The organism is Nesterenkonia massiliensis (genome assembly GCF_000455245.1).
GTDB classification, from domain to species: Bacteria; Actinomycetota; Actinomycetes; order Actinomycetales; family Micrococcaceae; genus Nesterenkonia; species Nesterenkonia rhizosphaerae.
On record NZ_HG005172.1, the window covers coordinates 84,225 to 102,573 of the forward strand.

Annotated in this window: 17 protein-coding genes and 1 pseudogene; 15 read left to right on the forward strand and 3 right to left on the reverse strand. The window is 61.8% G+C overall.

Features of this window, described 5'->3' with window-relative positions; all coding sequences use genetic code 11:
* Positions 1 to 2: 2 nt before the first annotated feature.
* From TX78_RS11070 to TX78_RS11110, 9 genes are all read left to right on the forward strand, one after another.
* Positions 3 to 1,427, forward strand: coding sequence for a CpaF family protein (locus TX78_RS11070; RefSeq protein WP_081652773.1), 1,425 nt, complete (start codon positions 3 to 5; stop codon positions 1,425 to 1,427).
* Positions 1,424 to 2,353: a type II secretion system F family protein gene (locus tag TX78_RS11075; RefSeq protein WP_233722254.1), complete on the forward strand. Its 930-nt coding sequence runs from the start codon at positions 1,424 to 1,426 to the stop codon at positions 2,351 to 2,353. The genes TX78_RS11070 and TX78_RS11075 overlap by 4 nt, the downstream gene beginning before the upstream one ends.
* On the forward strand, positions 2,353 to 3,258 hold the full coding sequence (locus tag TX78_RS11080; protein ID WP_044496248.1) for a type II secretion system F family protein: 906 nt from the start codon (positions 2,353 to 2,355) through the stop codon (positions 3,256 to 3,258). The genes TX78_RS11075 and TX78_RS11080 overlap by 1 nt, the downstream gene beginning before the upstream one ends.
* The gene (locus tag TX78_RS11085) at positions 3,258 to 4,454 is read left to right on the forward strand and encodes a sensor histidine kinase (RefSeq protein WP_044496249.1); all 1,197 of its coding nucleotides are present in this window, start codon (positions 3,258 to 3,260) and stop codon (positions 4,452 to 4,454) included. Before TX78_RS11080 ends, TX78_RS11085 begins: the two co-directional genes overlap by 1 nt.
* Positions 4,426 to 5,103 carry a LuxR C-terminal-related transcriptional regulator gene (locus TX78_RS11090; protein WP_044496252.1) on the forward strand — a complete coding sequence of 226 codons (678 nt, stop codon included), beginning with the start codon at positions 4,426 to 4,428 and terminating at the stop codon, positions 5,101 to 5,103. Before TX78_RS11085 ends, TX78_RS11090 begins: the two co-directional genes overlap by 29 nt.
* 182 nt (positions 5,104 to 5,285) lie before the next feature.
* The gene (locus TX78_RS11095) at positions 5,286 to 5,939 is read left to right on the forward strand and encodes a pilus assembly protein TadG-related protein (protein WP_044496253.1); all 654 of its coding nucleotides are present in this window, start codon (positions 5,286 to 5,288) and stop codon (positions 5,937 to 5,939) included.
* 180 nt (positions 5,940 to 6,119) lie between these two features.
* Positions 6,120 to 7,589 (forward strand): hypothetical protein, encoded by a 1,470-nt coding sequence (locus TX78_RS11100; protein ID WP_044496255.1) that lies wholly within the window; start codon positions 6,120 to 6,122, stop codon positions 7,587 to 7,589.
* Between the two features lie 67 nt (positions 7,590 to 7,656).
* On the forward strand, positions 7,657 to 8,163 hold the full coding sequence (locus TX78_RS11105) for a hypothetical protein (protein ID WP_222704273.1): 507 nt from the start codon (positions 7,657 to 7,659) through the stop codon (positions 8,161 to 8,163).
* Positions 8,164 to 8,195: 32 nt separating this feature from the next.
* Complete coding sequence (locus TX78_RS11110; RefSeq protein ID WP_044496258.1) at positions 8,196 to 8,561, forward strand: hypothetical protein; 366 nt, start codon at positions 8,196 to 8,198, stop codon at positions 8,559 to 8,561.
* Positions 8,562 to 8,608: 47 nt separating this feature from the next.
* On the opposite strand, the gene TX78_RS11115 is transcribed toward TX78_RS11110, so the two are convergent.
* Positions 8,609 to 8,881: an exodeoxyribonuclease VII small subunit gene (locus tag TX78_RS11115; protein WP_044496259.1), complete on the reverse strand. Its 273-nt coding sequence runs from the start codon at positions 8,879 to 8,881 to the stop codon at positions 8,609 to 8,611.
* Complete coding sequence (gene xseA, locus TX78_RS11120; protein ID WP_044496261.1) at positions 8,878 to 10,182, reverse strand: exodeoxyribonuclease VII large subunit; 1,305 nt, start codon at positions 10,180 to 10,182, stop codon at positions 8,878 to 8,880. Before xseA ends, TX78_RS11115 begins: the two co-directional genes overlap by 4 nt.
* Before the next feature lie 48 nt (positions 10,183 to 10,230).
* Here xseA and TX78_RS11125 point away from each other — a divergent pair, with 48 nt between their 5' ends.
* The 5 genes from TX78_RS11125 (at position 10,231) to TX78_RS11145 (ending at position 16,493) form a co-directional block, all read left to right on the forward strand.
* Positions 10,231 to 11,157: a hypothetical protein gene (locus TX78_RS11125; RefSeq protein WP_044496262.1), complete on the forward strand. Its 927-nt coding sequence runs from the start codon at positions 10,231 to 10,233 to the stop codon at positions 11,155 to 11,157.
* A gap of 82 nt (positions 11,158 to 11,239) precedes the next feature.
* The gene (locus TX78_RS11130) at positions 11,240 to 12,373 is read left to right on the forward strand and encodes a 4-hydroxy-3-methylbut-2-enyl diphosphate reductase (RefSeq protein ID WP_407635390.1); all 1,134 of its coding nucleotides are present in this window, start codon (positions 11,240 to 11,242) and stop codon (positions 12,371 to 12,373) included.
* A gap of 317 nt (positions 12,374 to 12,690) precedes the next feature.
* Positions 12,691 to 13,452 carry a sulfite exporter TauE/SafE family protein gene (locus TX78_RS11135; RefSeq protein WP_044496263.1) on the forward strand — a complete coding sequence of 254 codons (762 nt, stop codon included), beginning with the start codon at positions 12,691 to 12,693 and terminating at the stop codon, positions 13,450 to 13,452.
* Between the two features lie 5 nt (positions 13,453 to 13,457).
* Entirely contained in the window at positions 13,458 to 14,657 is a 1,200-nt protein-coding gene (locus tag TX78_RS11140) for an MFS transporter (protein ID WP_044496264.1), read from the forward strand.
* A 171-nt stretch (positions 14,658 to 14,828) separates the two neighbouring features.
* Positions 14,829 to 16,493 (forward strand): SLC13 family permease, encoded by a 1,665-nt coding sequence (locus TX78_RS11145; RefSeq protein ID WP_044496265.1) that lies wholly within the window; start codon positions 14,829 to 14,831, stop codon positions 16,491 to 16,493.
* Between the two features lie 48 nt (positions 16,494 to 16,541).
* Here TX78_RS11145 and rmuC read toward each other — a convergent pair whose 3' ends face one another.
* Entirely contained in the window at positions 16,542 to 17,780 is a 1,239-nt protein-coding gene (gene rmuC / locus TX78_RS11150) for a DNA recombination protein RmuC (RefSeq protein WP_049897868.1), read from the reverse strand.
* A 130-nt stretch (positions 17,781 to 17,910) separates the two neighbouring features.
* Between rmuC and TX78_RS11155 the strand changes: the two are divergent.
* Positions 17,911 to 18,349 (forward strand): annotated as a pseudogene (locus TX78_RS11155) (hypothetical protein); the annotation flags it as partial.

The window sequence follows — 18,349 nt, forward strand, 5'->3', positions numbered from 1 at the left end:
CTATGCCCCTGTTACGACGCGTCGAAGCTCATAAGCTGACCCAGGGCGGCCAAGAGGACCAACAGCAGGCCCAGCCTGTTGCGAACCGGACCGCCTCCGGAGGAGGGCGGCCGAGGCGCCAGTCAGCGAGCCAAGGTGTCCAGGAACGGGCGGTCGCGGAGTACCGGCAACTGCTGCTGGAGGAGATCGACCTCAAAGAACTCTCCAAACTGGATCCCACGCAGCAGCGGGTCCGCTTGGAACGAGTGATGAGCCACCTGCTCTCCAGCCGGGGACCGGTGCTCTCGACCAGAGAACGTCAGAGCATCATTCGGCAGGTTGTCGATGAAGCGCTGGGGCTTGGCATTCTGGAGCCCCTGCTCAAGGATGCATCCGTCACCGAAATCATGGTCAATGGGCCCGATGACATCTTTGTGGAACGCGCTGGGCGACTGGAGAAGCTGGACTATGGGTTCTCCAGCCGAGATCAACTGATGCAGACTATTGACCGGATCGTCGCCGGGGTCAACAGAAGGGTTGACGAGTCCTCCCCGATGGTTGACGCCAGGCTGCCCACTGGTGAGCGCGTCAACGTCATTGTTCCGCCGTTGGCGCTTGACGGCGCCGCGATCACCATCCGTCGGTTCCCCACCCCCTTCAGCATGGAGACCCTGGTGGAGAAGGGGAGCTTCGACACCGCGACCGCTGAACTGCTCCGCGCATGTGTTCGGGGTCGCCTCAACGTGGTGGTCTCAGGGGGTACAGGTACCGGTAAAACCACTCTGCTGAACGCTCTTTCAGGCCAGATTCCGGATTACGAGCGCATCGTGACCATCGAGGACTCTGCTGAGCTCCAGCTGCAGCAGCCGCATGTCATTCGACTGGAGTCACGGCCTCCAAACGTAGAAGGCAAAGGGCAAATCAGTATCCGTGATTTGGTGCGGAACTCGCTTCGTATGCGACCTGACCGAATTATCGTCGGTGAGGTGCGCGGCGGTGAGACCCTCGACATGCTTCAGGCGATGAATACCGGCCATGATGGCTCGTTGGTGACGGTGCACGCCAACAGCACTGAGGATGCAGTCTCGCGTTTGGAAACTCTGGCTTCCATGAGCGAGTTGGAAGTTCCTTATGCGGCAATCAGGGACCAGATCAACTCCGCGGTAGACATCATCGTGCAGCTGAATCGAGGTGCGGATGGGTCCCGTCGTGTCGTGGAGGTTTCCACTGTGGCATCTAAACGTCGGGAGGAAGTCCGGCTTCAGCCGCTGATGGTCTTTGAACAGGAGCCGCCGCAGGCCGACCGCTCGGTACGAGGTCGTATTCGGCAGTTTGAGGTACCTGCGGCTCTGGCGGACCGGCTGTGGCTCTCCGGAAATCCGCTACCGCGTCATATTGCTGTGGAATCAGGCGCGGCATGCCGGCAGCCCGGGGTGGAGGTGCCGTGACTCCCGGGCTGATACTGCTGCTCCTGGGGGTGGTGCTCATTCTTGCCTGTGCCGGGATCCTGCTCTTCGCCGGTGGGACACTGGATCAGGCCGCAGTCGTGCGTTCGGAGTCTGGAGGACTGCGAGGCTCTTTTCGCGGGGGAGTTATCCGACCCCTGAATCAGCTCTTCCAGCAGACAGCGCCGGGGGAAGCTTTGGCTCGGCGGCTGGTGGAAGCAAACCTTCGCGCGCTGTACCCACTGGAGTATTTCATTCTTGGGGTTTTGATCGTCGTCGGGACCTTTCTGATTGCTAGCTCCGAGGTGACGTTGGTGTGGGCGCTGCTCATCACAGGCGGTGTGATGGTCATCCTGCTCAATGCGTTGAGCGCACTCCGAGAAAGGCAGTACCGGCTTTTTCTTGCTCAGCTTCCTGAGCTATCGCGCATTCTGGCGAACTCCACTAGCGCCGGACTGTCGATTCGTTCAGCCCTGGAAATTGCCGCCGACGAGATGTCCAATCCCGCCGGCCGGGAACTGGCGATCCTCAATGACGAGTTGCGCATTGGAACCCCCTTGGATGTGGCACTGGAGCGTTTGGAGGCGCGCATCCCCGGTAAGGACTTGGCTGTTCTCATCGGAACCCTGGTCATCTCGCAACGTTCAGGCGGCTCTCTGATTACCGCCTTGCGGGGTATGGCCCAAGCTCTTGAGGAGCGTAAGGAGACCACCCGCGAGGTGCGAACTCTGATGACTCAAGCCAGCTTCACCGGATACATGGTCGTGATCTTCGGCGTGGGATTGGTGTTGATGTTCAACTGGATCAACCCGGGTCTGCTCTATGAACTCACCAGCACACTGATCGGGCAGATCGCCTTGATCATCACCGGAGCAAGCTACGTTCTGGGGATCATCATCATTCGGCGGATTACCAAGGTGCAGATCTGATGGTCGCACTGAGTGCCGGCATCGCCGCAGCGTTACTGTTCGTCGTCTTTTTCCGCGGTTATACCCAGCTGCGCGCGGATCCGCTGGGTCACCTCTCTGAAGCTGACCGTGATCTAATCAAAGCGCCGGTCAAGAAGCGCCAGCGCGCTTCCTTGCTGACGAAGTTCGGGCAGTGGCTCGGGCCATCGATCAGCGGACTGATGGGACGCAGCTACTACGACTTCATTTCACGCAGAGTGATGTATGCCCGATCCGACCAGTTCGCTGATGCTTCTGACTTCTTTGCCATGAAGGCTCGGCTGCTGCTGATCTTCGGGGTAGGGGCGCTGGCAGTGGGATCCATCGCTGATAACTACCTGGCGGCATTCCTCATCGCGGTGATCGGGTTCTTCTTGCCGGATCTGGTGTTGCGCTCGGCCGGTCAGCGGCGGCAGGCGATGATCGAAGAGGGACTGCCCGATTTTCTCGACGTACTGAGTGTGACCGTTTCGGCCGGACTGTCATTCAGAGGCGCGCTGGACCGTGTCATTGAGCGGACTGAAGGACCTTTGGCGGAGGAGATGGAGACAACCCTGCAGCAGATGGATGTCGGCACCTCCAGGTATGACGCCTTCCATGCGCTCAAGGAACGGACTGACTCGCAAGCGATGGAGGCCTTTGTCACCTCGCTGATGCAGGCCGAGGATCTGGGATCCCCGCTAGTGGAATCCCTGGAGCAGATCTCCACGGATGTCCGCCAGTCAAGGGCGCAGAAGGCCAGGCAAGTAGCGGCGAAGGCATCCCCTAAGATCGCCAGTGTGGTGACGCTGATTATGGTGCCGGGCACGCTGGTGCTCATGCTTGCGTCGATGTTCCTGGTGGCCGATTTTGATTTTGATCTGCTGTTCGGGGACGGCGGCTTCTGATGCTGAAGCGAAAGACATCTTCCCGTGACCTCAAGCCCGGAGGCGTGTTGGCCAAATGTGCCAAGATTGCGCTCCTGGCACGCGTGCTATGCATCTATCCGGTGGTGGTCGGGTGGTCAGACCTCGGGAGCATTTCGGAGCTGCTGCTGGTGATCGTGGCCGTGGCAGGTTCCACAGGGCTCCTGCTCTCCTGGGATCGGCTCTCAGGTTTCGTCCGCAGACATCCCAGCGTGGTCGCCATCGATATTTTGGTGGCTCTGATGATCTTCGGCAGTACCAGTGCCCCGCACGTCTATATGGGCTATCTGGGCTCGACTGCAGTGCTGATCGGACTTTTCTTTCCTACCGTGGGACAGATTGCACTCACGCTGCTGCTCAGCTGTGGATACCTCAGCGTGGCGATGGCCTATTCCTTCCAGGAAAGCTCCTTGGCGCCTACCCCGGCGGCAGCCGCGGCATCGCTGGTGCTATTTGCCTGCCTGACCTACGTGGGCCGCGTGATGCAGAGGCTTCAAGCTCAAGTGGATCTCAGCCTGCAGGCGGCGAAGAAGTCAGCTGCTGAGGCCGCGCAAGGCGATGAGCGGGCCAGAGTAGCTCGTGAACTTCATGACTCGCTGGTCAAGAGCCTGGAGGGCATCTCCCTGCAGGCAGTGGCGATGAAGATGCGCGGTGAGGCCCCTGACAGCGCCGCTGCAATCAGCGCCGCGGCCAAACAGGCAGTCCAGGAGTCCCGAGAACTGCTCAGCGATCTCAGGGAGGCTGCGGTGCCCCCGCTGTGCTCGGCCCTTGAAAGGACCGTCGAGGAGCTGCAGGCCTTGTACCCGGTGTGCATCACTTTGGAGGTAGAGAAACTCCCGGACCTGCCGGTACACCTCAGGCACGCCACCCACAAGATCGTGGAGGAAGCGCTCTCCAACGCCGCTCAGCACTCCGGTTCAGGAGCTGTCACGTGCAGGATCAGCAGAGTAGGAGGAAAGCTCCATGCCGAGGTCCAGGACTATGGTTCAGGGCTACCTCGGCACGCGCAGCGCCAGAACGGACACTTTGGCTTAACCGGGATGAGGGAGCGCGCCGAGGAGGCCGGCGGTAGATTGACTATTAGTTCAAAAGAGGGGCGAGGAACCACCGTGGTCTTCAGCGTTCCCCTTGGTCTCGAAGGAGAGATGAATGGCAGATCTGCGCGTAGTCATAGCTGATGACAACAGCGTCGTCAGAAGCGGCCTGCAGCAAGTGCTTGGTGCTGTCGGTGACATCGAGCTTGTCGGGGTGGCAGCCAATGGCCAGGAGGCGATTGACCTCGTGGAGGAGCTCAAGCCCGACGTCGTGCTCCTGGATGTCCGGATGCCAGTGATGAGTGGAGTGGAGGCCGCACGCCGTATTTCCCCGCATGCCGCCGTGGTGATGCTGACCCACAGCGAAGAGCACGAGACTATCGCCAGTGCCGTGCAGAACGGGGCCCGCGGATACGTGGTCTACAGCGAACTCGACGTTGAGTATCTCTCCGGGGCACTGAAGTCAGTGGCTGCCGGGGCCACGCTCATGTCGCCCACCGCTATGACTGCGATGATGTCTCACTCCCCAGCTGCAGTGACATCCGTCGCCGAGCACGAGCATGTGGTGGAGACGCAACCAGTGCGCGGAAACTCACCCTTCGGACTCAGCGGAAGGGAAGCTCAGATCATGGAGCTTATTGCTGATGGCCTGCCGAATAAGGAAATCGCCCAGCAGCTTTTCCTCAGCGAGAAGACCGTGAAGAACCACACGAACCGAATTTTCTCCAAGATGGGCGTGGGCTCACGCGCTGAGGCCGTGAGCGTCTGGTTCCGCAGCCAGTTGGATATGTAACGTTTATGAACTTCGGTTCTGAACTGGGCCCAGAGGCGGGTCTATCGGCCCATTTCTCCGGCCGCAGCCTCAATTAGTATGAACGGGGTTGTCGCCCCGGGGTGACAAGCGCAGGGTTGTCGAGGCACGGGGAACGGAGGTCACAGATGCGCTCAACGCGGAGAAACCGCGAAGCGGGCCAGATGTCGATTCTGATGACGCTGCTGGCCCTTGCTGTGATCTTTGTAGGAATTACCCTGATGGTGATCGGTCAGGCTTCTGATGCTCGCGGCAAAGCGCAGAAGGCCGCAGATGCGGCAGCCTTGGCGGCTGCGGAACAAGCGAAAACCAGCTGGGTGAGCACCTGGCTGACTAGTCTTAGCCCCTACCGCCCTAGTCGCACGGACTCAGGCCACCTGCCGCCGGACCCCCATGGTTACGGTCTTCCCGCTGCGTGGACAGGTTCAGGGGCTGCCACGAACTATGCCGGGTTGAATAGCAATTCCACGCTGACAAGCTATGTTCCGCAACGTGCCGGGTGGCGGACTATCCACATCGAGGTGGAGACACTGTCGGAAGATCTTGAACCGGTGGGAACCGGGGATCGCTGGCTGGGAGTACCCCGCAGTACGGCGAACGCCACAGCTGAAATCCGGGTGCGACCCGGCGTCCAGTGCTTGCCGGAAGCTGACTGGGAAACAGGCCTGGGCTCGCCAACGCTAGTTTCTTGGAGCCTGCGCTGTACAGGCCACGGATACGGTGTCATCGAAGCGACATACCGGGCAAGCACTGGCTTCAGCGCGGAATACGACGCATCGACCTTCGGCAAGCTTTTTGAAGTCCGGTTGGTGGGCTGATTGCCGGTAGGGCACCGGCTGACCTTGGGTCCCGATTTGGGCCCTGCGATTGTCGTTTTGGGCCTGGAGTCGGGTTCGGTGCCTCATGCCCTCAACGATGGCCTTTCCTAGATTGGACTACGAGAGAGACATCCCAGCCCGGATGGGCTGAGCAACCTGTACGGAGCGGAAGAGCGTCATATGTCGGAGCGCCGAGTGATTCGGAACATCCCTGCACACCAGGTAAGTGCGCAGGGGGATCTCCGTCCTGCGTGCCGAGAGCGTGGTGCCAGCACTATCGAGTACGTGGCGATGACGGTGCTCACCGGAATCCTCGTGCTGGCGCTGATTGCTGTTCCTGCAGCCCCGCAATTGCGCGGCGCCATCAGTGATCTCATCTGTGAGATCACCTCATATCTGCCCGGAGGCGGCGGAGGTGAGTGCGGGGGAGACCTCCTCACCGAAGAGGATTTTCAGACTCGCTGCACTATTAGTTCAACCTCGCAAAATGCTGGGTCCACCGTAGATATCGCATGGGTTTCTCTGGGCGGAGACGCCGGGCTCTCGTGGAAGGAATACAGTGACGGGGAGTTCCACGTCACGATCATGGATGGGTATTCAGCCGGTGCGAATGTCAATACGGGCGTGACCTGGGGTAAGAACGTTACCGTCGGCGGCGCCAGTGCCAATGCGGGTATTGAATTGGGATACGGGAACGGCGATACCTGGGTGTTTGACGACCGTGAAGAAGCTCAAGCTTTTGTTGATGACATGCAGGGCTATGTGGATTCCAACTGGAACTACGTACCTGTGCTCGGGCCGATCTTTAACAGCCCCCCTGAGCCGCCGGGGGAACCCAATGTGACTCACCATCAGTTCAGCCTTGAAGGCGACGTCGGGGGCAACGCCTCCTTGCGACCTGGTTTTCAAAGCGACGAAGACGAGGACGGAAACCGCCAGCATTCTGGTTCATTCAGTCATGACTGGCTGCCCTCAATCAGCGGCAGCGCCTCGCTGAACGGCAATGTCAACGTCGCAACCACCCACGGCGAAGACCCAGCGGATACGACACGGGCATACACTTTCACCGGCAATTTCTCAGCTCAGGCTGGCGGTGGAGTATACGAGTGGGATTTTGATCCCCAGTATCAAGTGGAGGAGTCGTTTACTGTGGTCGAAGATGCCAACGGCGAGATTATTGGCCTGACCTTCACCGCAGGGACCGTGACGGGGACCAGTGGTGACTACACCAGCGAGGTGTACTCCACGTCCATAGATATCGAGTCTGACGCACAGCGTGAAGTGGTCATGGATTGGATGAGCGATCCAGTGGGTGGCCTGCCAGCCGGAGTGCTTCCCAACGCTCAGGGAATTACAGAACCACCAGAGGACCTGAGCGGAAGCGCTCAGTACTACCCCACCCCCGATGGCAGCCAGAGCCTCAATCCCCTCGAGCAGCTGATGTATGAGCGCGGAGTCACCACCCACGATGTGCATTCCGGCGTTTCCGAAGATGGTGGTTTTGGGTTCCGTGCGAAGATTCTCGGGGTTGGCGGGGGTTACGGACGAAACCTCGGATCCAGCGAAGAGACTCTTGAAGAATCGAATTATCTTGCCCCTCCCGACTACCCTGGTGGATCTCGCGAATTCCAACCGAACCCTAACTGCTAATACATCTGCTGAAAGGACCCAAACGATGAGAAGAGGCAGCATATTGCTGGGCTTGGCTGGTGTGCTGATGGTGAGCTCAGCTAGCTGCGGCAGCGACGGCGGCAGCGGGGACAGCGCGGCCAATACGCACGTTGGACCGGTCAGCTTCGAGCTTCCTGAGGGGATCCAGGAGGCCTACCGGGACGCAGAGCGTGAGGGTGGCTGGGTTGCCGAGTACGTTGACAACGAAGAAAGCGCGGGAGCATTCATCGGGGTCTGGCGCTTCAGAGAGACCCCTCCGTCGGCAAGTGCGGCTGCAACTGAGATGGCTGTGCAGGTGCGTGCTTCGGGAACCCACCCCGGGATCAGCACGAGTGAGGGCGGGGATGTTGACATCCCAGGAGCTGAAGATGCTTCCATCGTGAATTTCACCCTGGAGGATTCAGCTGAGAACATCTCTGGCCGCTGGTGGATGCTCGTGGATCCAGAGGAGGATGTCGCCGTCACCGTGGAGTATTACGGCAGCGACGTCACTGAAGAAGACCTCGATCGTTTTCAGGAATCTCTGACATTGGACTCAGAGCAGAGCTGGTGAAGATCAAGCGCAGGATGAGGAATAGGTAGATCATGGACTTATGGCGCGCCTGGCTCATCGCGGGGTCAGTGTTTCTCGGACTGAACTTCGTCTTGAGCATTACCGTCGGATACGCCAATTTCTACGTCTATGCGCTGTGTCCCTTGCTGGCGGGTTTGGCAGCTTCGCTTTATCACTCCGAACGCGGGGTGGGAGGCTGGCTTCGGCATCTCTTCGCCGTATTGCCAGCGCCCGCAGTCGCCAATGGCGCGTGGTCCTTGATGGCCGAGCAGCCCGACAGCCTTGGAGCCTGGGGCGTCTTTGTGCTGTCTATGGCCATCGCTGCAGGACTCTCGGCTTGTGGATTAGGGATTGCCATGCTGATCCGTTGGAAATTTGTTCAGACGTCAGTCGCCTGAGATCAGCCCAACATAGTCCGGCGGCATTAACGTGGGGTCTCCCAACCTCAGCCCTTATTGTCGTCCAGCTGCTGGCGCACCTCGGCCAGGCGCGCTGAGGCGCCGTCGAGCCAGCGCTCGCAGCGATCAGCAAGGGCCTCACCGCGCTGCCACAGCGCCAGGGACTCCTCCAGCGGTGCTCCGCCGGTCTCTAGTTTGGTGACCACCGTGATCAGCTCGTCACGGGCCTGCTCGTAGCTCATCTGCTCGATGTCATCGACCCTCGCAGTGCTGAAACCCTGGGTGTTGGATCCTTCAGTGCCAGATGCTGCTGCGCTCATGCTCTCTTCTCCTCATACACTTCTGTGACGTCTGCATCGAACTCGCCGGAGGCCACCATGACCCGCACCCCGGCACCCGGGGTCAGCTGGGAAGCATCGCGCACAATAGTCCGACCGTTCGTATCTGAACCAGTACTGGTGGTTTGGACTACCGCATACCCGCGGTCCAACGTGGACTGCGGGGAGAGTCCGGTGACCCGGGCGCGGGTATGTGACACCCAGTCAGCGGCACGGCCCACGGCAGCCTCCGCCGAGACCAAGGCACGACGACGAAGCCCGGTCAGCTCCTCAGCGCGGGTGGAGATCATAGTCTCCGGGCGCTGCAAGGCCGGCCGGGTGCGAATCGCGGCAAGTGCCTCATACTCACGGCTGATCATCCGCTGAACACCGGAGGACATGCGCGAACGGGCCTCCGTCAGTCCCGAACGCTCCAGGGCCTCATCCGGTACCAGCAGCTTTGCAGAGCCGGTCGGCGTGGAGGCACGCACATCTGCGACCTCATCCAGCAGCGGCCGATCCGCCTCATGCCCGATAGCTGAGACCACCGGAGTCTGCGCATGGGAAACTGCGCGAATCAGGCGTTCATCCGAGAAGGGTAGGACGACTTCTTCTAATGCGCCGCCGCCCCGGGCGATGACAATGACATCCACCTCAGGGTGCGCATCCAGCTCCACCAGTGCAGCTACCACCTCAGCAGGTGCGGTTGGCCCCTGGGTGGCGACCTCGCGGATCTCAAACTGCGCTGCTGCCCACCGGGTGTGAACATTGCGCAGGATGTCCTTCTTCGCGTCTGAATCCCGGCCTGTGATCAAGCCAATGCGAGCCGGGAGTACCGGAAGCGGTTTCTTGCGGGCGGCGTCGAATAAGCCCTCTGAGGCCAGCTGGTGCTTCAGCTGCTCAACCCGCGCCAGCAGGTCCCCAAGCCCTACCGGCTGCATCTGCTGGGTCACCAGGCTCAACCGACCTGATTTCTCATAGAGATTCGGCTTTACCAGCGCCACCACTCGGGCCCCAGGAGTCACCGTGCCTGCCAGTCCGCCAGCCACATTGCGCCAGGCCACGGCAGAGAAGGAAACCTCCTGCTCAAGGTCACGCAAAGTCATCCAGGCGGTACCGTTGCGCAGATTGAACTCCACTAACTGGCCCTCCACCCAGGTGGGGGTGACTCGATCAATATGGGCGCGCAGCTTGCCGGAGAAATGACTCAGCGGCCAGGGAGTCTCCGGGGAGGTCTCCTGGGCTGAAGCGGGGATCGCCGAGAGCGGAAGTGGCTCTTTGGAGGCAGGCTCTTGGTAGTTCATACTCCTTAAAGACTAACCGCGGACACGGACAAAGGAACCGGAGGGCGAATGCGTCAGCTGCTCAGTGTGCTCAGCCTGGTGCTGGCCGGACTGCTCTCAGCGGCCACACTGGCCGGCTATCAGGTCGATCAGCTGCTGCGTACCGAAGAGCCTGTCCGCCAGATCGCTGGCGACCTGCCGCAGCAGGAAGAGTTCTCTGATGCTGTCTCCGAGATGATCGTCACCGACCTGACATCGCGGCTGCCGGCCGGCCTGGACCAGCATGTTCCCGGCGGAGTGGAATCTATGGTCTCTGGCATCATCGGCCCGCTGATCAATAATGAGCGGACGGTGGCTGCCTGGGATGAGACCCTGCAGACCACGCGGAGTACCTACACCGGCCAGCTGGAACGGCTCTTCGAAACTGGCAGCACCGGGAAACCGCAGGAACTAGCTATCGACGTCGACCTCTCGCCTGTCGCCGCTGCTATCACCGAGCCGCTGCGCGAAGGCCTGGAACAGTCCCTGGGCTGGCTGCCGTTTATCGACACGCAGAGCTTCGAATTCCTGGCCCCAGAGATTGTGGTGGACATTGAGGCTGTCACCGATGAGGAAGCCGACCCGTACACCTGGGCCACGGCGGCCACCGCCAGCCAATACTGGGTCTGGTTCGGGATCGCGGCAGCCGCACTTATGATCCTCGGCCTCATAATCGGACCCGGCAAGAGTCGCTGGATCGCCCTGGCATTGGGCGGGCTCACGGCTGCGGGTCTGGGCCTCTGGGTAGCGACCACCGCGGCCGCACCTGACTTCCAGCACCTGGCCCAGCTGCCCCAAGCCGCCGGCGTGATCCTGGAGCACGTGCAGACCAGCTATACCGAATGGGCCCAGCCCGCCTGGTGGATCTTCGCCGCTGCCGCCGGCTTCGTCGTCGTCATCGGTGTGCTCGCAGCAGTGGTGGCGCCTTCGGCCTCAGCGCGTCGTCGTCACCTGTGATTGTGCTTCTCAGCTGTGAGAACAGACACCTCAGGCCGCCCCGGGGAGAGTCTGTTCAGGTCTGGCCGCTAAACTTCACCCCATGACCACCGCCACCCAGGCCGCCCCCGAAACCTCCGCCGAGCAGCGCCGCAAGCACATATCAGTGCCTACGCCGATGGTGCCGCGCAAACGCCGCAGCCCTGCAGAGATCGCTGCTGACTCCACCGTGGAAGGTCCGCGCAAAGTGCTGTTGGCCGCCCCGCGCGGCTACTGCGCAGGCGTGGACCGCGCCGTCGTCGCTGTGGAGAAAGCCCTCGAGCAGTACGGTGCCCCGGTGTATGTGCGCAAAGAAATCGTGCACAACCGGCATGTGGTGGAGACCCTGACCGAGAAGGGCGTGATCTTCGTTGAAGAGGCCGACGAGGTCCCCGAAGGTGAGCTGCTGATCTTCTCAGCCCACGGGGTCTCGCCTGCGGTCAAGGATCTGGCTGCCTCCCGAAGCCTGCAGACCATTGACGCCACATGCCCGCTGGTGACCAAGGTCCACCGCGAGGCGGTGCGATTCACCACCAAGGATGACTTCCACATTCTGCTGATCGGCCACGACGGTCACGAGGAAGTAGAAGGCACTTACGGCCACGCCCCGGAACGCACCACCATTGTCAACGGCCCATGGGAAGTGGATCAGATCGAGGTGCCGGACCCGGATAAGCTGATCTGGCTCTCGCAGACCACCCTTTCGGTAGATGAAACCATGGAGACCGTCAAGAAACTGCGCGAGCGCTTCCCGAACCTGCAGGACCCGCCCAGCGACGATATCTGCTACGCCACTTCCAACCGCCAGGCCGCCATCAAGAAGATCGCCCCGGAAGCTGATCTGGTCATCGTGGTGGGCTCCGCGAACTCTTCAAACTCCGTGCGGCTGAAAGAGGTCGCCCTGGAATACGGAGCCAAGCGCGCTGAGCGTGTGGACTTCGCCAACCAGGTGGATGAATCCTGGTTCACCGATGCCCAGACCATCGGCGTCACTTCCGGTGCTTCGGTGCCGGAGGTATTGGTCCAGGACGTGCTGCGGCTGCTGGCCGAATACGGCTACGGCGACCCGGAGGAAGTGGTCACCGCCGAAGAAGACATCGTCTTCTCGCTGCCCAAGGAGATCCGCAAGGCTCTGCAGGAGGCAGGTCACGACGACGTCGGCCGCGGCGGACGCAAGCGCACCGCCTGCAGCGACTGAGCTGGTCCCGCGGGCGGGGAAACCCCGCCGTGGCCATGACGTGGCCCGCACACCCGCTTGCGGGCGCACGGGTCCCTGACATCACGGCTCCACTCGCTCGGCTGAGGCCGAGCTTCACGCCTGAAGGGTCCCGCGGGCGGGGGCTTCCCATTCGGTCACGCAATGTGACGTGAGTTTGCTGTGTTTTCGCGTGAGTGATGGCCCAGATGCGGTCATAACGCGTGACCGAACGAAGTGTCCAAGACCTGACAGGGCATGGCGCGTCGTAGGTCAGGGGGAGGCCCCGCTGACCTGCGGCTCTGGTCTACGATGAGCCCATGACAGTTGTGGGCACCGTCGCCGTCATCGTGCTGGCCGTGCTCATCGGAACTATCCTGCAGCGTCTCTCGGGCACCGGCGTCGGGCTGGTGGTCGCCCCGGTACTCTCGATCCTGCTGGGCCCTGCCCTCGGGGTGCTGATCACCAATATGACCACAGTGGTCTCCGGGTTCCTCATTATGCTCAGCGTCTGGCACGCGATCAGCTGGCGGAAGTTCTGGATCATCGCCCCCGCAGCAATACTGGGTGCTATCCCGGGAGCATGGTTGGTGGGACAGCTCTCGGCAGGATGGCTCTCCATCATCCTGGGCAGCATCGTCGTCGCCGCGCTGCTGGTCACCGTAAGTTTCCGGGCATTGCCCCAATGGGCAGGGCGAACGCCAGCCCTGGTCGCCGGACTCTTGGGCGGGTTCTTCAACACCACCTCCGGTGTCGCAGCGCCTGTGATGGTCATCTACTCCCGGCTCTCACGGTGGCAGCAGGCCTCCTTCGCAGCCACCCTGCAGCCTATTTTTATGACCATGGGTGCAGCATCGGTGATCACCAAATTGGCCATGGGATCAGTGGTCACCAACGGGGAAGCGGGCCTACCTCTGGGCTGGCTCTTCCCCGGGATTGTGCTCACCGTCCTGCTTGGCATCCTTCTTGGCGCAAAGCTCTCCAGGCGCGTCTCCGCCCGGGCCGCCCGAACACTGGCGATGACATTGGCCGGGCTGGGCGGGGCCGGGGCGATCGTGCGCGGACTCATCGAGGTGCTCTGAACCCGATGCGCGCCATCCCCTACGACGACGACGGACACCTGCCCGGTAGCCAGGCCTACCGCCGTCTGCTCATCGCCCTGTTCTTCATCGGCGTGGCCACCTTCGCCCAGCTCTACTCGCCCCAGGGTCTGCTGCCGATCATCGCGGTCGAACAAGACATCACGGCAGATCAAGCTGCACTGATGGTCTCAGCTGCCACCCTGGGTCTGGCGCTGGGAGTGATCCCCTGGTCTTATATCGGCGATGCAGCCGGACGTAAACCCGCAATGATCTGGGCGATCAGCCTGGCCTGCCTGTTCGCCGTGCTCACCACTGTGGCGCCCAGCTTTACCCTGGCGCTGACAGCCCGGTTCTTCGAAGGCTTCATGCTCGGTGGAGTGCCTGCCCTGGCGGTGGCCTACCTCAACGAAGAAGTCAGCTCGAAGGTCGTCGCCGTCGCCGCGGGCACCTATGTCTCAGGCACCACCCTAGGCGGACTGGCGGGACGCATTATCGCTGCCCCTATCGGAGAACAGCTCGGTTGGAAGCTGGGCATGCTGGTCGTCACTGCCCTGGCGGTGATCTGTGTGTTGGTCTTCTTGCGCATGGCACCGGCTGCGCTGCGGTTCACTCCGCGCCGTACCGGGGTCAGTGAGGCACTGGGGGCACTCTTCGGCAACCTGCGCTCCGGGGCGTTGTGGGTCATCTACCTGCAGGGCTTCCTGACCATGGGCGGATTCGTGGCGATGTACAACTATTTGGGCTTTCACTTAGCAGGGCCGCCGTTCCTGCTGCCTATCTGGCTGACCTCCTTGGTCTTCCTGGCCTACCTCGCCGGGACGTGGTCCTCGCCGCGGGCTGGTCGTATGGCCTCGCGCTGGGGGCGCAAGAAGGTCCTGCTGGTCGGGAATCTCATCACTATGGCCGGCACTGCGCTGACCCTGGTGTCAGAGATGTGGGTCATCGTTGTGGGCATGGTGGTGCTTACCGGCGGTTTCTTCGCCGCTCACGCCGTGGCGTCCGGGTGGGCAGGAGCCCGGGCTGTGGCGGGCCGGTCCCAGTCAGCATCCCTCTACAACCTCGGCTACTACGCAGGCTCCTCTGTCTTCGGATTCCTCGGGGGGACGTTCCTGCACCAGGCGGGCTGGTCAGGCACCGTGATCATGGTGTTGGTGCTGACGGCCCTGGCAACAGCGCTAGCGGCTCTAGTGCTGCCGAAGAACTAGACCAGAACTTCGGGAGAAGTCTGCTAGTGCGACGCCGTTAGCCGGTGCATCACGTCAGTCGCTTCGTGAATACTGTGCCTGCATGGTGCTATTCTCACTTGGTGCCGATGTGACTCCTGACACAGGGGTGGATTGGTGGACCTCGAGATCTGATGAAACGGAGTGGATGCAATGATGCCCCCACATTCCCGGGTGACCGGTGACCATCTGAAGAAATACGACCCACGGACTCAGTCCGATCAGGAAGCGGTTCAACCCTCTGCTGGTGCCCGCGCGGAGGGTCTAGAGCGGCCCACCATCTTGCGTCGGCTCATTGGCCTCTCCGGCGGTGTCATCGCTGCTCTGTTGGTGTACTTTGCCATGCCTGGTGACCTTGAGGTCTGGCCCCGGCTGACGGCAGCCACGGCAGTGCTGATGGCCGTGTGGTGGATGACTGAGGCTATCCCGATCCCCGCGACGGCGCTGCTGCCGCTGATTATCTTCCCGGTGCTGGTACCTGCCACTGACTACGGCAGCGGGGACGAACCGGCCGGGGGAGTGGCCTTCAATGACGTGGGCGCAAGCTACGGCAACAACATCATCTTCCTCTTCATGGGCGGCTTCATGCTGGCTTTGGCCATGCAGCGCTGGAACCTGCACCGGCGTATCGCCCTCGTGACGCTGCGTGCCATGGGCTCAAAGCCGGTGAACCTCATCGGTGGCTTCATGATCGCCACCGGTTTCCTCTCCATGTGGGTCTCAAATACCGCTACTGCTGTGATGATGCTGCCGATTGGTATCTCCGTGCTGATGCTGGTGCAGAAGATCCTCAAAGGCGAAGATCCTGCCGGCGCCGATGTGCACAGCGAAGAAGCCCAGGAGGAGGGCAAACAGGAGGCCATCAAGTCCAACTTCGGCACCGCACTGATGCTCGGCATCGCTTATGCGGCGTCGGTCGGCTCCCTGGGAACCATCATCGGCACCCCGCCGAATACCCTGCTGGCTGGCCATATGGCCACTAACCATGACCTGACCATCGGCTTCGGGCAGTGGATGCTTGTTGGTGTTCCGATCTCCATTGTGATGCTGGTGGCCACCTGGCTGCTGCTCACCCGGGTGCTCTTCCGCCCCGAGATCGACCATATCCCGGGCGGCTCGGACCTCATTAAGGAGGAGCTGCGCAAGCTGGGGCCGATGAGCGCTGGTGAGCTTCGGGTGCTGATCATCTTTGTCCTGGCCGCAGTCTCATGGGTCTCGATCCCGCTGATCGCTGACGCCATGGACGCTGAGCCGTTCATCTCCGATGCCGGCATCGCCATGGTGGTGGGCCTGCTGCTCTTCTTGCTGCCCGGTGGTGCCAATAAAGGCGTTCGGCTCCTGGACTGGGAGTACGCCGCCAAACTTCCGTGGGGCGTGCTGCTGCTTTTCGGTGGTGGACTTGCACTTTCCGGGCAGTTCGGGTCCTCTGGTCTGTCCACCTGGCTGGGGACTCAGATGGAGGGCCTGGCCGGAATCCCGGTCTGGGTTCTGGTGCTCATCGCAGCGGTGGGTGTCCTGCTGCTGACCGAGATGACTTCCAATACTGCGACGGCGGCAACTTTCCTGCCGGTGGCCTCCGGTGTGGCTATGGGCACCGGCGTCGATCCTCTGGTGCTGGCCGCGCCGGTCGCGCTGGCCGCTACTTGTGCGTTCATGCTGCCGGTGGCTACTCCGCCCAACGCCATCGCCTACGGTTCCGGGTACGTGACAATCGGCCAGATGGTCAAGGGCGGTGCGCTGCTGAACCTGGTGGCGATTGTAGCGATCACCTTAGTGTCTATGACCCTGTTGGTCTGGGTCTTCGGGCTGACAATCTAGTTCCCGGCATAGGGGTGGTCACTAGCTACTGGTCACAAGCTGCTGGGCTCAGGTGCTGGGCCCAGCAGCTGTCGCCGACTCAGCGTCTGTGTCTGCTGCCGCCAGGCGCGGTCCCAGTGCATTGACCTCCGCACGTACTGCTGTGGGGGTGATGGTCTCGCCCAGGTCTTGGAGTCCGGCAGGTTCCGCTGACTCAGCCACCTGGAGCCGGCCCATGGCCTCGACTTTGGGAAGCACCTGGCGCTCAATATTGCCGATCAGCCCGTTATAGGCCTCTACTGCCTGACGGAGTCGGTCTCCGGTACGTCCGAGGTGTTCGCTCATCTTCTCCAACCGCCGGTACAGGTCCCGGGAATGCTCCACCACCTCGGCGACATTGGCGGTCAGCCGCTCCTGCCGCCAAGCCGCGGCCACCGCCTTCAAAGAGGCCAGCAATGAGGCCGGCGACACCAGCGTCACCCCCTTGGAAAGTGCATCATCAAGGAGGTTGCCATCGGCTTCCAAGGCCGCCGAGAGCAGCGATTCCGCCGGTACAAAGCAGAATACGACGTCGGGGGAGAGATCCACCGCCTGCCAGTACCGTTTCTTGGACAGCTCATCTACCCGCTGACGCAGGGCACGGGCCTGGCTTGCCGCATCTGCAGTGCTCAGCGGGGCTTTGGCATCGACCACAAGCTGTCGTCCGCCAGGCAGGTGCACCACCATGTCTGGCCGAAGCAGGTCTCCCGCTTCGGTTCGACGGGAGTGCTGCTCAGTGAAATCGACATGGGGCAGCATCCCCGCTGACTCCACCACGCGACGCAGCTGAATCTCGCCCCAGTGGCCTCGTGCGGACGTTGAATGCAGGCTGCCCAGCAGCGCGTGGGTGGACTCGATGATCCGGGCGTCACTCTGCGCCGCAGCTGTGAGCTGCTGGGAGAGCTTTGAATGCTGCTGGGCACGCTCGGTTTCCAGCTGCTGGATTTTCCGCTGCATCTCCGTGACGCCCTGGCGCACCGGATGCAGCATCTCCAGCAGCGACTCGCGTTCCCTGGCAGACTCGGCTTCTTCAGCTCGATGCCGCTGAATCTCGCTGAGCCGCCCGCGCGCATCGGCCAGTTGCTGCTGGCTGATACTGAGTTCCTCGCGCAGTTGATCAATCTGTTGGTTGGCGGACTCCAGTTCTATGCGCGGCGCAGCGGCGCCGTCGTCCCCGCGCTGCGCCCACCGCCAGGCTGCGAAGGCACCCAGCGCAAGCCCCAGCAGCAGACCAGCGAGCAGGCCAAGAAGAATCTCCATCCAATGCATAAGGACAGGCTCCCATGAGCCACTGACATCCTTTGGTGCCCACACCGCAGTGATTCGCTGAAGGCCTGCTAGGTGCAGTGTGTAGGCGTATCTGATAGAGATGAGACCAGGGGACGCGGAGAGGACATCTATGGCAACGCGAGCAACAGATCCGCTGGCACCGCTTGACGTGAACCTCAGCGGTTTCACCGGTCCAGACGCCGGAGCAGATCAGCCCTTTTCCAAGAACCCGCGCAAGCTGTGGCAGGTCAGCCGGCTCGGCTCACCGCTGGACTTAGAGCAGGTCCGTACTGACCGGCGTTCAGGCTTCACAGGCGGGAAACAGCGTGGCAGGAAGCTCCTGGCTGCCCGAGCGGGGATGCTCAGCGAACTCCAGGAGCTTCTGTGGGCGCATGTGGCTGGCGCTCCCATTGCGGATCAGCGTGCGGTCAATGCTGCCCTGTCGGCCCGAGTGCCGCGCCGCAGCCCCGCTGAGGCGCAACGACGCAGCGAGCTGTTCTCCCCGGAGGTGGAGGAGCAGCTTAAGCAGCTGCCACGGGGACCACGGATCCTGCTGGTCCTGCAGGGTA

Coding starts and splice junctions, on each gene's coding strand:
- TX78_RS11070 (WP_081652773.1), top strand. CDS start 3: ATGCCCCTGTTACGACGCGTCGAAGCTCATAAGCTGACCCAGGGCGGC.
- TX78_RS11080 (WP_044496248.1), top strand. CDS start 2,353: ATGGTCGCACTGAGTGCCGGCATCGCCGCAGCGTTACTGTTCGTCGTC.
- TX78_RS11085 (WP_044496249.1), top strand. CDS start 3,258: ATGCTGAAGCGAAAGACATCTTCCCGTGACCTCAAGCCCGGAGGCGTG.
- TX78_RS11090 (WP_044496252.1), top strand. CDS start 4,426: ATGGCAGATCTGCGCGTAGTCATAGCTGATGACAACAGCGTCGTCAGA.
- TX78_RS11095 (WP_044496253.1), top strand. CDS start 5,286: ATGTCGATTCTGATGACGCTGCTGGCCCTTGCTGTGATCTTTGTAGGA.
- TX78_RS11100 (WP_044496255.1), top strand. CDS start 6,120: ATGTCGGAGCGCCGAGTGATTCGGAACATCCCTGCACACCAGGTAAGT.
- TX78_RS11105 (WP_222704273.1), top strand. CDS start 7,657: ATGGTGAGCTCAGCTAGCTGCGGCAGCGACGGCGGCAGCGGGGACAGC.
- TX78_RS11110 (WP_044496258.1), top strand. CDS start 8,196: ATGGACTTATGGCGCGCCTGGCTCATCGCGGGGTCAGTGTTTCTCGGA.
- TX78_RS11115 (WP_044496259.1), bottom strand. CDS start 8,881: ATGAGCGCAGCAGCATCTGGCACTGAAGGATCCAACACCCAGGGTTTC.
- xseA (WP_044496261.1), bottom strand. CDS start 10,182: ATGAACTACCAAGAGCCTGCCTCCAAAGAGCCACTTCCGCTCTCGGCG.
- TX78_RS11125 (WP_044496262.1), top strand. CDS start 10,231: ATGCGTCAGCTGCTCAGTGTGCTCAGCCTGGTGCTGGCCGGACTGCTC.
- TX78_RS11130 (WP_407635390.1), top strand. CDS start 11,240: ATGACCACCGCCACCCAGGCCGCCCCCGAAACCTCCGCCGAGCAGCGC.
- TX78_RS11135 (WP_044496263.1), top strand. CDS start 12,691: ATGACAGTTGTGGGCACCGTCGCCGTCATCGTGCTGGCCGTGCTCATC.
- TX78_RS11140 (WP_044496264.1), top strand. CDS start 13,458: ATGCGCGCCATCCCCTACGACGACGACGGACACCTGCCCGGTAGCCAG.
- TX78_RS11145 (WP_044496265.1), top strand. CDS start 14,829: ATGATGCCCCCACATTCCCGGGTGACCGGTGACCATCTGAAGAAATAC.
- rmuC (WP_049897868.1), bottom strand. CDS start 17,780: ATGCATTGGATGGAGATTCTTCTTGGCCTGCTCGCTGGTCTGCTGCTG.